This is a genomic window from Paraburkholderia graminis, assembly GCF_003330785.1.
In the GTDB taxonomy this organism is placed as follows: domain Bacteria; phylum Pseudomonadota; class Gammaproteobacteria; order Burkholderiales; family Burkholderiaceae; genus Paraburkholderia; species Paraburkholderia graminis.
In genome coordinates, this window is record NZ_CP024934.1 from 3,670,884 (window position 1) to 3,686,952 (window position 16,069).

General features: G+C 60.3%; 22 protein-coding genes. 2 read left to right on the top strand and 20 right to left on the bottom strand.

Annotation, left to right across the window (positions count from 1 at the left end; genetic code table 11):
• Both CUJ91_RS16460 and CUJ91_RS16465 read right to left on the bottom strand, forming a co-directional pair.
• A complete protein-coding gene (locus tag CUJ91_RS16460; RefSeq protein ID WP_114156528.1) occupies window positions 1–2,199 on the bottom strand; it encodes a cytochrome c biogenesis protein ResB in 2,199 nt (732 codons plus the stop codon).
• Window positions 2,200–2,315: 116 nt separating this feature from the next.
• Entirely contained in the window at window positions 2,316–2,969 is a 654-nt protein-coding gene (locus CUJ91_RS16465; RefSeq protein WP_006052232.1) for a c-type cytochrome, read from the bottom strand.
• A gap of 217 nt (window positions 2,970–3,186) precedes the next feature.
• Here CUJ91_RS16465 and yihA point away from each other — a divergent pair, with 217 nt between their 5' ends.
• Window positions 3,187–3,840: a ribosome biogenesis GTP-binding protein YihA/YsxC gene (gene yihA, locus CUJ91_RS16470; protein WP_006052231.1), complete on the top strand. Its 654-nt coding sequence runs from the start codon at window positions 3,187–3,189 to the stop codon at window positions 3,838–3,840.
• A gap of 263 nt (window positions 3,841–4,103) precedes the next feature.
• Window positions 4,104–5,102, top strand: coding sequence for a porphobilinogen synthase (gene hemB / locus CUJ91_RS16475; RefSeq protein ID WP_029971250.1), 999 nt, complete (start codon window positions 4,104–4,106; stop codon window positions 5,100–5,102).
• A 149-nt stretch (window positions 5,103–5,251) separates the two neighbouring features.
• On the opposite strand, the gene dsbD is transcribed toward hemB, so the two are convergent.
• The 18 genes from dsbD to rplE all read right to left on the bottom strand — a co-directional run bounded on the left by dsbD (window position 5,252) and on the right by rplE (window position 16,053).
• Window positions 5,252–7,111, bottom strand: coding sequence for a protein-disulfide reductase DsbD (dsbD, locus tag CUJ91_RS16480; RefSeq protein WP_029971249.1), 1,860 nt, complete (start codon window positions 7,109–7,111; stop codon window positions 5,252–5,254).
• Window positions 7,104–7,436 (bottom strand): divalent-cation tolerance protein CutA, encoded by a 333-nt coding sequence (cutA, locus tag CUJ91_RS16485; RefSeq protein WP_029971248.1) that lies wholly within the window; start codon window positions 7,434–7,436, stop codon window positions 7,104–7,106. The genes dsbD and cutA overlap by 8 nt, the downstream gene beginning before the upstream one ends.
• A gap of 198 nt (window positions 7,437–7,634) precedes the next feature.
• Window positions 7,635–8,027, bottom strand: coding sequence for a 50S ribosomal protein L17 (rplQ, locus tag CUJ91_RS16490; RefSeq protein WP_006052227.1), 393 nt, complete (start codon window positions 8,025–8,027; stop codon window positions 7,635–7,637).
• Window positions 8,028–8,194: 167 nt separating this feature from the next.
• Window positions 8,195–9,172 carry a DNA-directed RNA polymerase subunit alpha gene (locus tag CUJ91_RS16495; RefSeq protein ID WP_006052226.1) on the bottom strand — a complete coding sequence of 326 codons (978 nt, stop codon included), beginning with the start codon at window positions 9,170–9,172 and terminating at the stop codon, window positions 8,195–8,197.
• 123 nt (window positions 9,173–9,295) lie between these two features.
• On the bottom strand, window positions 9,296–9,919 hold the full coding sequence (gene rpsD, locus CUJ91_RS16500) for a 30S ribosomal protein S4 (protein WP_006052225.1): 624 nt from the start codon (window positions 9,917–9,919) through the stop codon (window positions 9,296–9,298).
• A 156-nt stretch (window positions 9,920–10,075) separates the two neighbouring features.
• Window positions 10,076–10,480, bottom strand: coding sequence for a 30S ribosomal protein S11 (rpsK, locus tag CUJ91_RS16505; RefSeq protein ID WP_006052224.1), 405 nt, complete (start codon window positions 10,478–10,480; stop codon window positions 10,076–10,078).
• 28 nt (window positions 10,481–10,508) lie between these two features.
• The gene (gene rpsM / locus CUJ91_RS16510; RefSeq protein ID WP_006052223.1) at window positions 10,509–10,874 is read right to left on the bottom strand and encodes a 30S ribosomal protein S13; all 366 of its coding nucleotides are present in this window, start codon (window positions 10,872–10,874) and stop codon (window positions 10,509–10,511) included.
• 41 nt (window positions 10,875–10,915) lie between these two features.
• Window positions 10,916–11,032 (bottom strand): 50S ribosomal protein L36, encoded by a 117-nt coding sequence (gene rpmJ / locus CUJ91_RS16515; protein ID WP_004199844.1) that lies wholly within the window; start codon window positions 11,030–11,032, stop codon window positions 10,916–10,918.
• Window positions 11,033–11,052: 20 nt separating this feature from the next.
• A complete protein-coding gene (gene infA, locus CUJ91_RS16520; protein ID WP_004521905.1) occupies window positions 11,053–11,271 on the bottom strand; it encodes a translation initiation factor IF-1 in 219 nt (72 codons plus the stop codon).
• 8 nt (window positions 11,272–11,279) lie between these two features.
• Entirely contained in the window at window positions 11,280–12,626 is a 1,347-nt protein-coding gene (gene secY / locus CUJ91_RS16525; RefSeq protein WP_006052222.1) for a preprotein translocase subunit SecY, read from the bottom strand.
• Between the two features lie 47 nt (window positions 12,627–12,673).
• Window positions 12,674–13,108, bottom strand: coding sequence for a 50S ribosomal protein L15 (rplO, locus tag CUJ91_RS16530; RefSeq protein ID WP_006052221.1), 435 nt, complete (start codon window positions 13,106–13,108; stop codon window positions 12,674–12,676).
• Window positions 13,109–13,137: 29 nt separating this feature from the next.
• A complete protein-coding gene (gene rpmD, locus CUJ91_RS16535) occupies window positions 13,138–13,320 on the bottom strand; it encodes a 50S ribosomal protein L30 (RefSeq protein WP_006052220.1) in 183 nt (60 codons plus the stop codon).
• Window positions 13,321–13,330: 10 nt separating this feature from the next.
• A complete protein-coding gene (rpsE, locus tag CUJ91_RS16540; protein WP_006052219.1) occupies window positions 13,331–13,849 on the bottom strand; it encodes a 30S ribosomal protein S5 in 519 nt (172 codons plus the stop codon).
• A gap of 14 nt (window positions 13,850–13,863) precedes the next feature.
• Window positions 13,864–14,229 (bottom strand): 50S ribosomal protein L18, encoded by a 366-nt coding sequence (gene rplR, locus CUJ91_RS16545; RefSeq protein ID WP_006052218.1) that lies wholly within the window; start codon window positions 14,227–14,229, stop codon window positions 13,864–13,866.
• Between the two features lie 12 nt (window positions 14,230–14,241).
• Window positions 14,242–14,772 (bottom strand): 50S ribosomal protein L6, encoded by a 531-nt coding sequence (gene rplF / locus CUJ91_RS16550; protein ID WP_006052217.1) that lies wholly within the window; start codon window positions 14,770–14,772, stop codon window positions 14,242–14,244.
• A gap of 18 nt (window positions 14,773–14,790) precedes the next feature.
• Window positions 14,791–15,186 (bottom strand): 30S ribosomal protein S8, encoded by a 396-nt coding sequence (rpsH, locus tag CUJ91_RS16555; RefSeq protein ID WP_006052216.1) that lies wholly within the window; start codon window positions 15,184–15,186, stop codon window positions 14,791–14,793.
• 14 nt (window positions 15,187–15,200) lie between these two features.
• Window positions 15,201–15,506, bottom strand: coding sequence for a 30S ribosomal protein S14 (gene rpsN, locus CUJ91_RS16560; RefSeq protein WP_006052215.1), 306 nt, complete (start codon window positions 15,504–15,506; stop codon window positions 15,201–15,203).
• 7 nt (window positions 15,507–15,513) lie between these two features.
• On the bottom strand, window positions 15,514–16,053 hold the full coding sequence (gene rplE, locus CUJ91_RS16565) for a 50S ribosomal protein L5 (protein ID WP_006052214.1): 540 nt from the start codon (window positions 16,051–16,053) through the stop codon (window positions 15,514–15,516).
• Window positions 16,054–16,069: the final 16 nt, after the last annotated feature.

A 16,069-nucleotide genomic window follows, 5' to 3' on the forward strand; every position in this document is an offset into this window, starting at 1 on the left:
TTACCGGGTCGAATCTTGTGAGCTTGCGGACTGCGCGCCCGCGTTGCCGGATGCTGGATCAGCGGGTTTCGCGCTCAGCGCGGCGCCGACCGCGTCGCGCGTCTGAGCAAATTCTTTCTCGAAGTCGAGCGTCTTGCGGGCGCTCGACATTGCCATCACGACATGCGTGCCCTGCTCACTATCTTTGAGCCAGAACCAGAGGCGCCGTTCGCGGACGTAGAACATCGAGAAGATGCCCAATACGAGGAGCAGGCTGCCAAGATACACGACTTTTTTGCCGGGCGCGCGCGTCAGCTGAAATACCGAGGCTTGCACCTGCTTGAAGGAATCGAGCTGCAAGTAGACCGGCGATCCATACAGAAAGCTGTCCGATAGCGCGTTGATCGAGCTTTGGACGAAGCGGCTCGCGTCCGCGTTCGCGTCTGCCTGCGGTTGGCCGACTTGCTGGCGCGACAGTTGCCAGAGGTCCCACATCGAGCCTTCCAGCATACGCAGCAGCAAACCCGCGGCCTTTTCCTGGTCGGCCTTCGGCACCGAATGGTCGATGAATCCGGCGATCGCCTGGAAGCCGCCCACCGGCTGGCCGTTCGGCATCTTGACGCTTGTGTCTGCGCCGGCAAAAAGGGTCAGCACGCGCAGCGCGCTTTCTTCCAGGTGCTGCTGCAATTCGGTGTTCGCTTCCGGCACCGAACGCTGCGCGAAGCGGCGAGCGGCTTGTGCGCGCGCCGCCGGATTTTCCAGCGTGGCGCGCAGGTTCATCCACTCCTTGACGGTGCCGCCGCTGTCCGCGGGAATGCGCAGGTAGCGGAACGGATCGTCGGGATTCAGGCGCATGCCGGCGAGGAAGAACCGCTCGCCGCCCACCGTGACCGGCAGCATGTAGTTGTTGTACTCGCGCGCCTGGCCGTCCTTGTCGCGCACCTTGTACTGCACCGAAGGGCCGACGTTGTGCAGCTCGAGCGGCTTCGAAGTCTTCGCGCCGGAGCCGAGCCGCTCGTCGAACGCTTCCTTCAGCGAGCGGTGCGCGGCGACGCCGCGAGCATCCGTCTGGCCGTTGGCGTTCGAAATGTTTTCGACGTTGATCGCACGGAAATCGGTGAACTCGACCGTCTGGCCGTCGGCAAGCGGCGTCGCGGAACTCAACGGCGCATTGCCGCCGATCGCGCCGCCGAACGGCGCGGTTGCCGCGCTTGCGCCGGTCATCGGAAACGCGGTCATCTGCATTTGCGAGCCGCCGTCCTGGAAGCTCGATTGATAGATCGACACGCCGTCGTATTCGAACGGCTTGTTCACCTCGATGCGCGCCGGCACACGGGCGCCGGTCTTGTGATCGACCACGACGATGTCGCTCGCGAACAGCTTGGGCATGCCCGTCGAGTAATAGTCGACGATGAACTTCTGCAGCTCGATCGAGAACGGCAGGTCCTGAATCAGCGAGCCGTCCGGCTGGTTCAGGATCGCGGTCGACACGTGCTGCCCTTCCGGCACCCACGCGTAACCGCGGAACGTCGGATTGGATTGCGACAGACGGTGTTCCGGAGGAATGTCGTTGATGACCGTGTTCGCGCGGATCGGCGACTTGTCGAAGAGCCACATTTGCAGCTTGATCGGCAGATTGCTGTCGAGCAGGCCGCCCAGGCAGATCACGACGATTGCAATGTGCGCGGAAATGTAGCCGAGCTTGGTCAACGCGCCGCGTTTGGCCGCGATCAGCGTCGCGCCCTCGGACTCCCGCGTGACGAACTTATAGCCGAGTTTCGCCGATAGTTTCGCGAGCACCGCCGCGGTCTGCGCCCGCGTGCCATGCACCGCGAATTCGCCCTTGTGATGGAACGCACGCAGGCTGGCTTCGCGGACCTTGTCTTTCCAGCTCTTCGTATCGGCGATCATTTTCGGCGCGTTGCGGATCACGCACAGCGACACCGACACCATCAGAAAGCCGAGAATCAGCATGAACCACCATGAGCTGTAGACCGTGTAGAGGCTCAGCGAGCGGAAGATGTCGGCCCAGAAAGGACCGAACTGATTGACGTAGTTGGGGTAGGGATCGTCCTGCGTGAGAACGGTGCCGATGATGCTGGCGATCGACAGAATCACAAGCAGCGCAATGGCAAAACGCATCGAACTCAATACTTCGATGACGCTGCGCAAGACGCGATTGCCCGACTTCGACTGCAAACCCGACGTGGTGACGCTCATTCATACTCCGACTGAACAGCAAAAAAGGGTGAAGGGCGATCGTAGATACGACGCCCCCACCCTTTTCTTGTTTTTCACCGGCCTCGACGGGCCGGTTGCACTTGCGCGCGAACCTCTTAATGCAGGCCCGCGATGTAATCGGCTACAGCCTTTATCTCGCTGTCCGACAGACGCGTTGCGACAGCATGCATCGCCTCGTTGTTATTGCGCGCGCCCGGACCTTGCGTGAACGCGTTCAACTGCGCCACCGTGTACTCCGCCCATTGTCCTGACAAACGCGGATATTGCGACGGAATACCTTGACCCGTGGGCCCGTGACAGCTTGCACATGCCGGCACGCCCTTGTCGGCAATACCGCCACGATAGATCTTCTGCCCGAGCGGCACGGTGTTCTTGTTGTGCGCATAGCCGGGCTTCGGAGCCTGCGTCGCGAAATAGGCAGCGACGTTGACCATGTCCTGATCCGACAGCGCTGACGCCATGCCCGTCATGATCGCATTGTTGCGCACGGGCTGCTTGGCGCCGGGCTGCAGCTTGAAATCCTTGAGTTGTTTGACGAGATAGTCGGGATGCTGACCCGCGAGCTTCGGATAGGCACCGCCGGCGCTATTACCGTCTGCGCCGTGACACGACGCGCAAACCTGCACCGCGATTGCCTGCCCCCGGTTGATGTCCGGCTTTGCCGGATCTGCTGCTCGTGCCTGAATTGCCAAACCTGAAAGACCTGCCGCTACCTGAAACACCATCAGAGCCTTGCACAGTCGATTCATTCGCACACCCTGTCTCGTCTTGTGGGATTTTAGAGGTTTTGCACAATACGACGGCGACCCAAGTGACCGCCAGGAGCCGCCGAGGCACGCGGGCTGGCCCCCTCAGGTTTTCAGTAAACCATCGTATTGTACAATAACTCGCTAATCGCTAAGACGCCAGTCGGGCTTGACCCGTCCCCACTCCGGGTTCCCCGGCGTCTCGAATTCTGGCCTGCTCATGTCCTTCCTGCTCCACCAATCGCGCTTCTTCACGACCGTCAATCACCTGCGCGATCTGCCTGCCACCGCTCAGCCCGAGATCGCTTTCGCGGGGCGCTCGAACGCGGGCAAGTCGACGGCCATCAACATTCTGTGCAATCAGAAGCGGCTGGCATTCGCGAGTAAGACGCCAGGGCGCACACAGCACATCAACTACTTTTCGGTCGGCCGCGAGGACGAACCGGTCGCCCATCTGGTCGACCTGCCGGGCTACGGCTACGCCGAAGTGCCTGGCGCGGCGAAGGCCCACTGGGAGGCGCTGCTTTCCACGTACCTGCAGTCGCGCTCGCAATTGCGCGGCATGATTCTGATGATGGATTCGCGCCGTCCGTTGACCGATCTGGACCGGCGAATGATCGAGTGGTTCGCGCCGACCGGCAAGCCGATTCACGCGCTGCTGACCAAATGCGACAAATTGACGCGCCAGGAAAGTGTGAATGCGTTGCGCACAACGCAGAAGGGTTTCGCCGAGTATCGTGCCGCGGGCTACCAGGGCGAACTGACGGCGCAGCTTTTTTCGGCGCTCAAGCGTGTCGGTATCGACGAGGCGCATGAATTGGTCGAAAGCTGGCTGATCCCCGGCGCCAAAGGCGAAACGGACGCCGCGCAGTAAGCCGAGTCCTGGTTTTCGAATCGGGGAAAGCGCCGTTTTCGTCGGCGCATAAAAAAACCCGCCGCATTAACGGCGGGTCAAACAGCCTAATCGAAAAACGACAGGCACCCGCTCAGGGAGGAGAAGCGGGGAGGTCAGCGCCAGGCGCCTTGCTCGATCGGTATGATATACCATTGTCTTGAAAAGTTTCCGCGAGTGGCCGCCTGCAGTTGGTGCCGCTCGTGTCACCGCCCCACTCAAGACACTCACGTTTTCTATCCCACATGAGCTTCTACCCGCACTATCGCCCGCGCCGCATGCGCCGCGACGACTTTTCGCGCCGTCTGATGCGCGAAAACATTCTCACCACCAACGACCTGATCTATCCCGTGTTCGTGGTCGAGGGCACGAATATTCGGCAAGCGGTGCCGTCGATGCCCGGCGTCGATCGCGTTTCCGTCGACCTGCTGATGAAAGTCGCCGAGCAATGCGTCGAGCTGGGCGTGCCCGTGCTGTCGCTATTTCCGGCGATCGAGCCGGCGCTGAAAACGCCCGATGGCCGTGAGGCGGCCAACCCCGCGGGCCTGATTCCGCGCGCGGTTCGCGAACTGAAGAAGCACTTCCCGGAGCTCGGCGTGCTGACCGACGTCGCGCTCGACCCGTACACGAGCCACGGCCAGGACGGCGTGCTCGACGAGACGGGCTACGTAATCAACGACGAAACCGTCGAAATCCTGATCGAGCAGGCGCGCGCGCAGGCCGAGGCCGGCGTCGATATCGTTGCGCCGTCGGACATGATGGACGGCCGCATTGGCGCCATCCGCGAAATGCTGGAAAGCGAGGACCATGTGCATACGCGGATCATGGCTTACGCGGCCAAGTTCGCGTCCGCGTTCTACGGCCCGTTCCGCGACGCCGTGGGCTCGGCCACGAACCTCGGCAAAAGCAACAAGATGACGTACCAGATGGACCCGGCGAATTCGAACGAAGCGCTGCGCGAAGTCCAGGCGGATATCAACGAAGGCGCCGATATGGTGATGGTCAAGCCGGGCATGCCGTATCTCGACATCGTGCGTCGCGTGAAGGACGAGTTCCAGTTCCCGACCTACGTCTATCAGGTCAGCGGCGAGTACGCGATGCTGAAAGCGGCGGCCCAGAACGGCTGGCTCGATCACGACAAGGCGATGATGGAATCGCTGCTCGCGTTCAAGCGTGCGGGCGCGGACGGCGTTCTGACGTATTTCGCGCTGGATGCGGCGCGGATTCTGCGGTCGCAGAAGTGAGTTGGGTTGGGTTTTAGGTTAGCGGGTGTAGCGAAGAACTCGCTAGAAATGGAAAACGGAGGCGGACTTTTAGTCGCGCCTCCGTTTTTTGTGCGTTTACGCGGACGTAAGCCCCGCGCGTTGCACATCGTCGTGTGATTTGCGTGCGATCAGGTCTGCGGCGCACTCGCCCGCTCGAGCGAACGCAGGAATTTGTCAGCCGATTCGTAACCGACGACACGCAGCACCTCTTTGCCGCCGCGGTCGAAGAAGATAATCCCCGGCGGGCCGAAAAGGCCGAATCGCTTGAGCAGAGCCTGATCGTCGGCGTTATTCGCGGTGACGTCGGCGCGCAGCAGATTCATCTGCTTTAACTTCGCCTGGACGCGCGGATCGCTGAAGGTGAATTTCTCCATCTCTTTGCAGCTTACGCACCAGTCCGCGTAAAAATCGAGCATGGCGGGCTGTGCCGCCGCTTTGACGGCGCCGTCCAGTTCCGCCGATGAACGCACCGCCTGGAACGCCAGATCGTCGTGCGACGCGGTTTGCGGCGCGCCGGCCACAGACGTCTCGGCCGGCGCCGCCGACCGCGACGCCAGCACGGCGAGCGGACGCAATGGATCGGACGAACCCGCAGCAAGTCCGACCAGCAGCACGGCCGCCCAAACAGCGAGGGCCGCGCCGATGCCGCGTCCAAGCCGCCGCCATATCGACGCCTGAACGCCAGGCGCGGAAAAAAGGCCCACGCATGCGGCGGCGATCAGCAACCAGAGCGCGCAGAGCAACATCGTGGCGGTTGCTCCAAGCACGGGCCACACGATCCACAGCGCCGCGGCGAGCAGCACGACGCCGAACAGCACCTTGATGTCGTCCATCCATGCGCCGGCGCGCGGCAGCAAAGTCCCGGCGCCGAGACCGACAATCATCAGGGGCACGCCAAGCCCCAGCCCCATTGCGAACAGCGCCGCGCCGCCGAGCACCGCGCTCCCCGTATGCGCGATGAAGGCCAGCACCGCGAAAAGCGGCGCAGTCATGCAGGCGCCGACCACCAGTGCCGACAGCGCGCCCATTCCGGCGACGGCTGCGAACTTGCCGCCCGAACGTCCCGCCGACGCGTGCGACGCGCCGTCCTGCCAGCGCTGCGGCAACGCAATGTCAAACCCGGCGATCAGCGTGAGCGCGAAAACGGTCAGCAGCACGCCGAACGCGCCCAACACCCACGGGTTTTGCAGCCAGGCGCCAAGACTCTGCCCGACCAGCGCGGCGGCAATGCCGAGCGCGGTGTACACCAGCGCCATCCCGATGACATAGGCAAGCGACAGCGCGAAGCCGCGCGCCCGCGTGACCCGCGCGCCTTCACCGATGATGATCGCCGACAGGATCGGAATCATCGGATAGGAACACGGCAGCAGGCTCAGCACGATGCCCGCAACGAAGTAAAGCCCGATGATCGCGAGGAAACCTCCACCTTGCAGCAGCGATTGCGCGTAGTCGGCGCTGGTGGCGCGTTCGTACCACGGCGCGTCGTTTGCCGTGGACTGCGGCGCAGCCGCGCTGCCGGCAGGCAGCAGCGCTGCGCCGCTGACGTGGTAGACGCGCTCCATCGGCGGATAACAGATGCCGGCGTCCGCGCAGCCTTGCGATGTGACCGCCAGATCGAACCCACCTGCGGCCTGCTTCACGGGAATCCGGATCGTCAGTTCGTTGCGATACGTCTCAACGTTCTTGTTGAACGTCTGATCGAACTTGATATGACCCGCCGGCAACTGCGGTTCGCCGATCGTCGCGTTTCCGTTGCGGGCCGCAAATGCGAAGCGCTCGCGGTACATGTAGTAGCCGTCCGCGATCTTGTAGGTCACATCGACCTCGCCGGGCTTCTCGGTCGCGCTGAATTTGAAGGCGACGGCAGGATCGAGGAAGTCGTCCGAAGCGCGGGCAAGCGAGCCGAACTGCGCGAGGATCAGGCACGCGAAAACGAGGAGGGCGGTACGCAACGCGTGGCGCGCGCGTCGGTTGAGACCGTTAAACATGTAGGGGACGTTGGGTTTCAGAAGTGATCCACTGGCCATAGGCGGCCGACGCGGCAGCTTGCCATGACAGGATTTCCGGCGTGTCGTAGGGATGGTTTGCCTGTAGGTACTGCTCGAGCTCAAGCGCGCGGGCGGCGCTGGTCTTGAACAGCAGCTGGATTTCTTGCGCTGTTTCTAGCTGACCCTGCCAGTGGTAACTGGACTGCACCGGGCCGAGCTGCGTGACGCATGCACACAGGCGTGCGGCCAATGCGTCCGCGGCCAGCTTCTGTGCAGCGGCCGCGTCGGGCACCGTCGTGAGAAGGAGAGTCACATTCACGTTCACAGCAAGCTCCAGCCAGGCACAATTTGCGTGTCAATATCGTATCACCTGGTCTTGGACCGCCGCTGGCTGCCCGACCGCGTGGACGCGAGGATGCGGCGTTTCGCCGCCTGTGCCAGCGCGCCTACTACGTCTGCCGCCATAAACAAAAAAGCCAGGCTGTGAGCCTGGCTTTCTTCTGTGCTATCAGCGCTTCAAAGCTTATTCAGCTTCTTGCACTTCGACTTCTTCAACTTCCGGACGATCGAGCAGTTCGACCAGAGCCATCGGTGCGTTGTCGCCGACGCGGAAGCCAAACTTCAGCACGCGCAGGTAGCCGCCCGGACGGGTAGCGTAACGCGGGCCGAGGACTTCAAACAGCTTCGTGACCGAGTCACGATCGCGCAGGCGGTTGAACGCCAGACGACGGTTTGCCAGCGACGGCTTCTTGCCGAGCGTGATCAGCGGCTCGACAACTTTACGGAGTTCTTTCGCCTTCGGCAGCGTGGTCTTGATGACTTCGTGCTCGATCAGCGAGTTGGACATGTTACGGAGCATTGCCAGACGGTGGCTGCTCGTGCGGTTCAGTTTCCGCAGACCATGACGGTGACGCATGTTAATTCCTTCGATTCAAAGTTTTGATCCAGCTCTTCTATCGCGCTCGATCTACCAAAGTAGCGAGTGCACGGGCCGGTAGTGAAAAAAGACAAGACGCGGATTTTAAAGGAAAATCCGCGTCCTTGCCAGTACAGCGGCGGGCTCTGCCCCGGATGACTGCCGAGTTACTTATCCAGCCCTGCGGGCGGCCAGTTTTCCAGCTTCATGCCGAGCGTCAAACCACGCGACGCCAAGACTTCCTTGATTTCGTTCAACGACTTGCGGCCCAGGTTCGGCGTCTTGAGCAGCTCGTTTTCCGTGCGCTGGATCAGGTCGCCGATGTAGTAGATGTTCTCGGCCTTCAGGCAGTTCGCGGAACGAACCGTGAGTTCGAGATCATCGACCGGACGCAGCAGGATCGGATCGATCTGCGGTGCGCGCGACGGCGCTTCAGCCGTTGCTTCGGTGCCTTCCAGTGCAGCGAACACCGACAGCTGATCGACCAGAATGCGCGCCGATTGACGGATCGCTTCTTCCGGCGAAATCACACCGTTCGTTTCGATGTTCATCACGAGCTTGTCGAGGTCGGTACGCTGTTCGACGCGAGCGCTTTCAACGGCGTAGCTCACGCGGCGAACCGGCGAGAACGACGCGTCCAGCACGATACGGCCGATAATCTTGGCCGACTCCTCGCCATAACGACGCACATTGCCCGGCACGTAGCCGCGGCCCTTTTCGACCTTGATCTGAACGTCGAGCTTGCCGCCCTTCGACAGATGCGCGATCACGTGGTCAGGGTTGATCACTTCGCAGTCGTGCGCCAGCTCGATGTCGCCAGCGGTCACAACGCCTTCGCCTTCCTTGCGCAGCGTAACCGTCACTTCGTCACGGTTATGCAGCTTGAACACCACGCCCTTCAGGTTCAACAACAGGTTGACCACGTCCTCTTGCACACCGTCGAGCGTCGAATATTCATGTACGACGCCTGCGATCGTCACTTCGGTCGGCGCATAGCCGATCATGGACGACAGCAGCACGCGCCGGAGCGCGTTACCCAAGGTGTGGCCGTAACCGCGTTCAAACGGTTCCATGACCACTTTCGCGTGGCTTTCGCCCAGCGATTCAACTGCGATGATCTTGGGCTTCAACAAACTGGTTTGCATAGGTTTTCCTTTTCAATACCCTCGGCTCGTTACACCGATAAGGCTGACCGGTAACAACCTGAAAATAAACAGCCGAGACGCCCCCTTGCGCAACGCAACGAGGTGCCCCGGCCGTTAATCCGATTACCGCGAATACAATTCGACGATCAGGCTTTCGTTGATATCGCCAGCGATGTCGCTGCGTTCCGGCTTGGACTTGAACGTGCCTTCGAACTTCTTCGAATCCACGGCGACCCAGCTCGGCATGCCACCTTGCTCAGCCAGCGACAGCGCTTCGAGAATACGCGCTTGCTTCTTCTTCTGTTCGCGCACTGCGACGACGTCGCCTGCCTTCACTTGCATCGACGGGATGTTCGACACGACGCCGTTCACCGTGATCGCCTTGTGGCTCACCAGCTGACGCGCTTCAGCACGCGTCGAACCGAAGCCCATGCGGTACACGACGTTATCCAGACGCGACTCGAGCAATTGCAGCAGGTTTTCACCCGTGTTGCCCTTCAGACGGTCGGCTTCGGCGAAGTAACGGCGGAATTGACGCTCCAGAACACCGTAGATGCGCTTCACTTTTTGCTTTTCGCGCAGCTGCGTGCCGTAGTCGGACGTACGCGCACCCGAGGTGCGGCCATGCTGGCCGGGCTTGCTGTCAAGCTTGCACTTGTCAGCGAGCGAACGACGGGCGCTCTTCAGGAAGAGGTCAGTGCCTTCACGGCGGGACAGCTTGGCCTTAGGGCCGATATAACGTGCCACGTTGATTCCTTCGTTGATTGATCACGCGAATGCTCGCACTCGCGCTAGTCCGAACCCTTTGGGTCGAACGGTGGGCTTAGTCAATTCAATAGCGCAAGCAGCCTGTTTCGCCGGTCACTTGAACCAGCGGCAACAGGCGCTAGCGAAAACAGCGTCTTAGATACGACGACGCTTCGGCGGACGGCAGCCGTTGTGCGGGACCGGGGTCACGTCGGAGATTGCCGTGATCTTGATGCCAAGACCATGCAACGCGCGCACCGCCGATTCACGGCCAGGACCGGGGCCCTTGATCCGCACTTCGAGGTTCTTCACGCCGTATTCCATCGCCACGCGGCCAGCCGATTCGGCCGCCACCTGAGCTGCAAACGGGGTCGATTTACGCGAACCCTTGAAGCCCTGACCACCCGACGTTGCCCAGGCAAGTGCATTGCCTTGACGATCGGTGATCGTGATGATGGTGTTGTTGAACGACGCGTGAACGTGAACCACGCCCTCGGCGACGTTCTTCTTGACCTTCTTGCGAACGCGTTGCGCCGCGGAGTTGTTCGAAGCCTTAGCCATTACGTTTTCCTGTAACTGTCAGTTCCGCTTACTTCTTCAGCGATTGCGCTGCACGACGCGGACCCTTGCGCGTACGGGCATTCGTACGCGTACGTTGGCCGCGCAGGGGCAAGCCCTTACGATGCCGAACGCCACGGTAGCAGCCGAGATCCATCAGGCGCTTGATGTTCATCGTCGTTTCACGGCGCAGATCGCCTTCAACGATGAACTTGCCGACTTCTTCACGCAGCTTTTCGAGGTCTGCGTCGTTCAGGTCTTTGACCTTCTTCGAAAATGCCACACCAGCAGCGACGCAAATGTCGCGCGAGCGCGTGCGGCCGATACCGTAAATAGCCGTCAGGCCGATTTCAGTATGCTGGTGATTCGGGATGTTAACCCCTGCGATACGAGCCATTGTTTTTCCTCAAACAAAAAGCGCAAGCAAAAGCGCGGCGTTCAGCCTTGACGCTGTTTGTGGCGCGGATCAGAGCTGCAAATCACGCGCACAACGCCTTTGCGCTTGATGATCTTGCAATTGCGGCAAATGCGCTTAACCGATGCCATCACTTTCATGATATTACCCTTTTTTCAAATCACTTCGCCCGGAACACGATCCGCGCACGCGAGAGATCGTAAGGCGTCAATTCAACCGTCACCTTGTCGCCCGGCAGGATTCGGATGTAGTGCATCCGCATCTTGCCGGATATGTGTCCCAATACGACATGGCCGTTTTCCAGCTTCACCCTGAAGGTAGCATTAGGCAGGTTTTCGATGACTTCACCCTGCATCTGGATAACATCGTCTTTGGCCATAAGTCCTTTCAACGCATCGGGACGCCGCCGCCTTTGAAATTAGCCTTCTTCAGCAGCGATTCATACTGTTGCGACATAACGTACGACTGCACCTGCGCCATGAAATCCATTGTGACGACGACAATGATCAGCAGCGACGTTCCACCAAAATAAAACGGCACGTTCCAGCGCAGCACCAGAAACTCGGGCAGCAGGCAAACAAACACGATGTAGATCGCACCGGCCAGCGTCAGACGCGTGAGGATGCGGTCGATATATCGCGCCGTTTGATCGCCCGGGCGGATGCCAGGAACGAAAGCGCCACTCTTTTTCAGGTTGTCGGCCGTCTCTCTGCTGTTGAACACCAGCGCGGTGTAGAAAAAGCAGAAGAAAACGATCGCCAACGCGTACAGCAACACGTACACGGGCTGACCGGGCTTAATGGCCTCGGCCACGTTGTGCAGCGTGTCTGCGAACCAACTGGTGCGCGACCCCGAACTGAACCAGTTCAGGATGGTTGCCGGGAAGAGAATGATCGACGATGCGAAGATCGGCGGAATCACGCCCGACATGTTCAACTTCAGCGGCAAATGTGAAGATTGACCGCCGTAAATCTTGTTACCGACTTGCCGCTTCGCGTAGTTCACAAGGATCTTGCGCTGGCCACGTTCGATGAACACCACCAGGTACGTCACTGCGGCGATCAGCGCGACGACAATAATCGCCGAGATGATGCTCATCGAGCCGGTTCGCACCAGTTCGAAAAGACCACCGATTGCATTCGGGAAACCCGCTGCAATACCGCCGAAAATGATGATCGAGATACCGTTGCCAAGCCCGCGCTCCGTGATCTGCTCACCCAGCCACATCAGGAACATCGTGCCCGTCACCAGCGTCACGACCGTCGTCAACCGAAACACCATTCCCGGATCGATCACCAGAGCCGGCTGATTTTCCAGGGCTACGGCAATGCCGAAAGCCTGGAACGTTGCCAGCAGGACCGTGAAGATACGCGTGTACTGCGTGATCTTTCGTTGCCCCGCCTGCCCTTCCTTCTTCAACGCTTCGAGTTGCGGCGAGACAATTGCCAACAACTGCATGATGATCGACGCCGAGATATACGGCATGATCCCAAGCGCGAAAATCGTGAACCGCGAAAGCGCGCCACCCGAGAACATGTTGAACATGCCAAGGATGCCGCCCGACTGGCTCTGGAACAACTTCGCCAGTTGGTCCGGGTCGATACCCGGCACCGGAATGTGCGCGCCGACACGGTAGACGATCAGCGCCAGCAGCAGAAACACTGCCCGCCGACGCAGATCGCCAAACTTCGCCGCGCTGCGACCGGGTTTTGCGAGACTCGGGCTGTTAGCCAAGTACCTTCTCCGATGCAAATGCTAGTGACGGCAAAATAACTTGCGCGTTACTCGGCAAAAGAGCCGCCGGCTGCCTCGATAGCAGCGCGCGCACCCTTCGTCGCACCCAGACCCTTCACAACGATCTTGCGCTTCAGCTCGCCCGTCGCGATGATCTTGGCGCTCTTGATCAGCTCGCCGACCAGGCCGGCTTGCTTCAGAGCCAGCAGATCGATTTCGTCGACCGGCAGCTTTTCCAGATCCGAGAGACGCACTTCACCGACGAATTCCTTCGTCAGCGAGGTGAAGCCACGCTTCGGCAGGCGACGTTGCAGCGGCATTTGACCGCCTTCGAAGCCAACCTTGTGAAAGCCGCCCGAACGCGACTTCTGACCCTTGTGACCACGGCCAGCGGTCTTGCCGAGGCCAGAGCCGATACCGCGACCAACGCGACGCTTTGCGTGCTTCGCGCCTTCAGCCGGCTTCAGATCATTCAATTCCATTATCAACTCCTTGAGTCCTGGTCAGCCGCTTAGCTGATGACCTTAACGAGGTACGAAACCTTGTTGATCATGCCGCGCACGGCCGGCGTGTCCTGCAACTCGCTGACCGAGTTGAGTCGGCGCAGACCCAAGCCACGCACCGTTGCACGGTGCGTTTCACGGGTGCCGATCAGGCTCTTGACGAGCTGGACCTTGACAGTTTTTTCAGACATGGTGTCCACCTTAGCCCAGAATATCTTCGACGGACTTGCCGCGCTTCGCCGCGATGTCGCCCGGCGTGGACTGCTTGCGCAGACCGTCGAGCGTTGCACGAACGAGGTTGTACGGGTTCGTCGAGCCGTGGCTCTTGGCCACAACGTTCTGCACGCCCATCACGTCGAACACTGCGCGCATCGGGCCGCCGGCGATCACACCGGTACCGTCCTTCGCCGGGGCGAGGAGGACCATCGATGCGCCGTGCTTGCCGTGCACTTCGTGTTGCAGAGTACCGTTCTTAAGCGGCACCTTGAACATGTTGCGACGGGCTTGTTCCATCGCCTTCTGGACAGCGACCGGCACTTCCTTCGCCTTGCCCTTGCCCATACCGACGCGGCCATCACCGTCGCCAACCACGGTCAGTGCGGCGAAGCCGAGAATGCGGCCACCCTTCACGACCTTGGTCACGCGGTTGACCGAAATCATCTTTTCGCGCAGGCCGTCGTCGCGTTCGTCAGCCTGAACTTTCGCTTGCATCTTTGCCATGACGAATTCTTCCCTTAGAACTTGAGTCCGGCTTCGCGCGCCGCATCAGCCAGCGCTTTCACGCGGCCGTGGTAACGGAAACCCGAACGGTCGAAGGCGACGGATTCGATGCCGGCAGCCTTAGCCTTTTCTGCAATGCGCTTGCCAATCAGCGTGGCAGCGGCGACGTTGCCGCCCTTGCCCGTTTGATCAGCCAGTTGCGCACGCACTTCGGCCTCGAGCGTCGACGCGCTGGCGAGCACCTTGGTGCCGCACGGCGAGAACACTTGCGCATAGATGTGCGTGTTCGTGCGATGCACGGCGAGACGCGCGACCTGCAGCTCAGCGATCTTGATACGCGTCTGACGAGCGCGGCGCAGGCGAGATTGAGTCTTATCCATGATTGCGCACCCTTACTTCTTCTTCGTTTCTTTGAGGATCACGACCTCGTTGGCATAGCGCACGCCCTTGCCCTTGTAGGGCTCCGGCGGACGATAGCCGCGCACTTCTGCAGCGACCTGGCCAACTTTCTGCTTGTCGATCCCCTTGATCACGATTTCGGTTTGCGACGGGGTTTCAGCCTTCACGCCTTCCGGCATCTGGTGCACCACGGGGTGCGAGAAACCCAGCGACAGATTCAGCTTGTCGCCTTGCGCCTGTGCGCGGTAACCGACGCCTACCAGCGTCAGCTTGCGCTCGAAACCCTTCGTCACGCCGTTCACCATGTTCGCAACCAGTGCGCGCATCGTGCCCGACATCGCATTCGCTTCGCGGCTTTCGTCAACCGGCTCGATCTTCAGAATGCCGTTGTCGTTCACCACTTTCACGAGGCGGTTTGCCGCCTGCGTAATCGTACCCAGCGGGCCCTTGACGGTGATGCGATCATCGCTCAGGGCCACTTCTGCGCCTTGCAGCGCGATCGGGCTCTTACCTACTCGAGACATGTTTCTCTCCTTTCGGCCTTAAGCGACGTAGCAGATGACTTCGCCGCCAACGCCCGTTGCGCGCGCCTTGCGGTCCGTCATCACGCCCTTGGGCGTCGACACGATTGCCACGCCGAGGCCATTCATGACCACGGGGATGTCGTTACGGCCGCGGTACACACGCAGACCAGGCTTCGAGACGCGTTCAATGCGCTCGATGACCGGGCGGCCAGCGTAGTACTTCAACACGATGTTCAATTCAGACTTCGCACCTTCGGACTTCACTGCGAAATCATCGATATAGCCTTCGTCCTTCAGGACCTGCGCAATCGCAACCTTGACTTTCGACGAGGGCATTGTCACCGAAACCTTCTCGACCATCTGCGCGTTGCGGATGCGAGTCAGCATATCGGCGATAGGATCACTCATGCTCATTTACGTTTCTCCTATTACCAGCTCGCCTTGGTCAGGCCAGGGATCTCGCCGCGGAACGCGATTTCGCGAATCTTGTTACGCGCCAGCCCGAATTTACGGAACGTGCCACGCGGGCGACCGGTAATCGCGCAACGATTGCGCTTACGGGTCGGGTTAGAGTTGCGCGGCAGTTGTTGCAGTTCCAGACGTGCTGCGTAATGCTCTTCGTCCGACTTGCTCATATCGCCGATGATCGCCTTCAACTCTGCACGCTTAGGCGCGTACTTAGCAGCGAGGCGAGCACGCTTCTTTTCACGTTCGATCAGTGCCAGTTTAGCCACGGTAACCTCAGTTTCTGAACGGGAACTTGAAGCTGGCGAGCAGAGCCTTTGCTTCGTCGTCGGTCTTCGCAGTCGTCGTGATGCTGATGTTCAGCCCACGCAGTGCGTCGATTTTGTCGTAGTCGATTTCGGGGAAAATGATCTGCTCTTTCACACCGATGTTGTAGTTGCCGCGACCATCGAACGCACGACCCGACACGCCACGGAAGTCACGCACACGGGGGAGCGCGACCGTCACGAAACGGTCCAGGAATTCGTACATTGCCTGACCGCGCAACGTGACCATTGCACCGATCGGGTAGCCCTGACGGATCTTGAAGCCAGCGATTGCCTTGCGTGCCTTCGTGATCACAGGCTTCTGGCCTGCAATCTTCGTCAGGTCGCCAACGGCGTTTTCGATGATCTTCTTGTCAGCAACCGCTTCGCCAAGGCCCATGTTCAGGGTGATCTTGGTGATGCGCGGCACTTCCATCACGGACTTGTAACCGAACTTCTCGATGAGGCCGGGTACAACCTTTTCTTTGTAAAACTCTTGCAAACGAGCCATTTTTTTACTCCGCAGC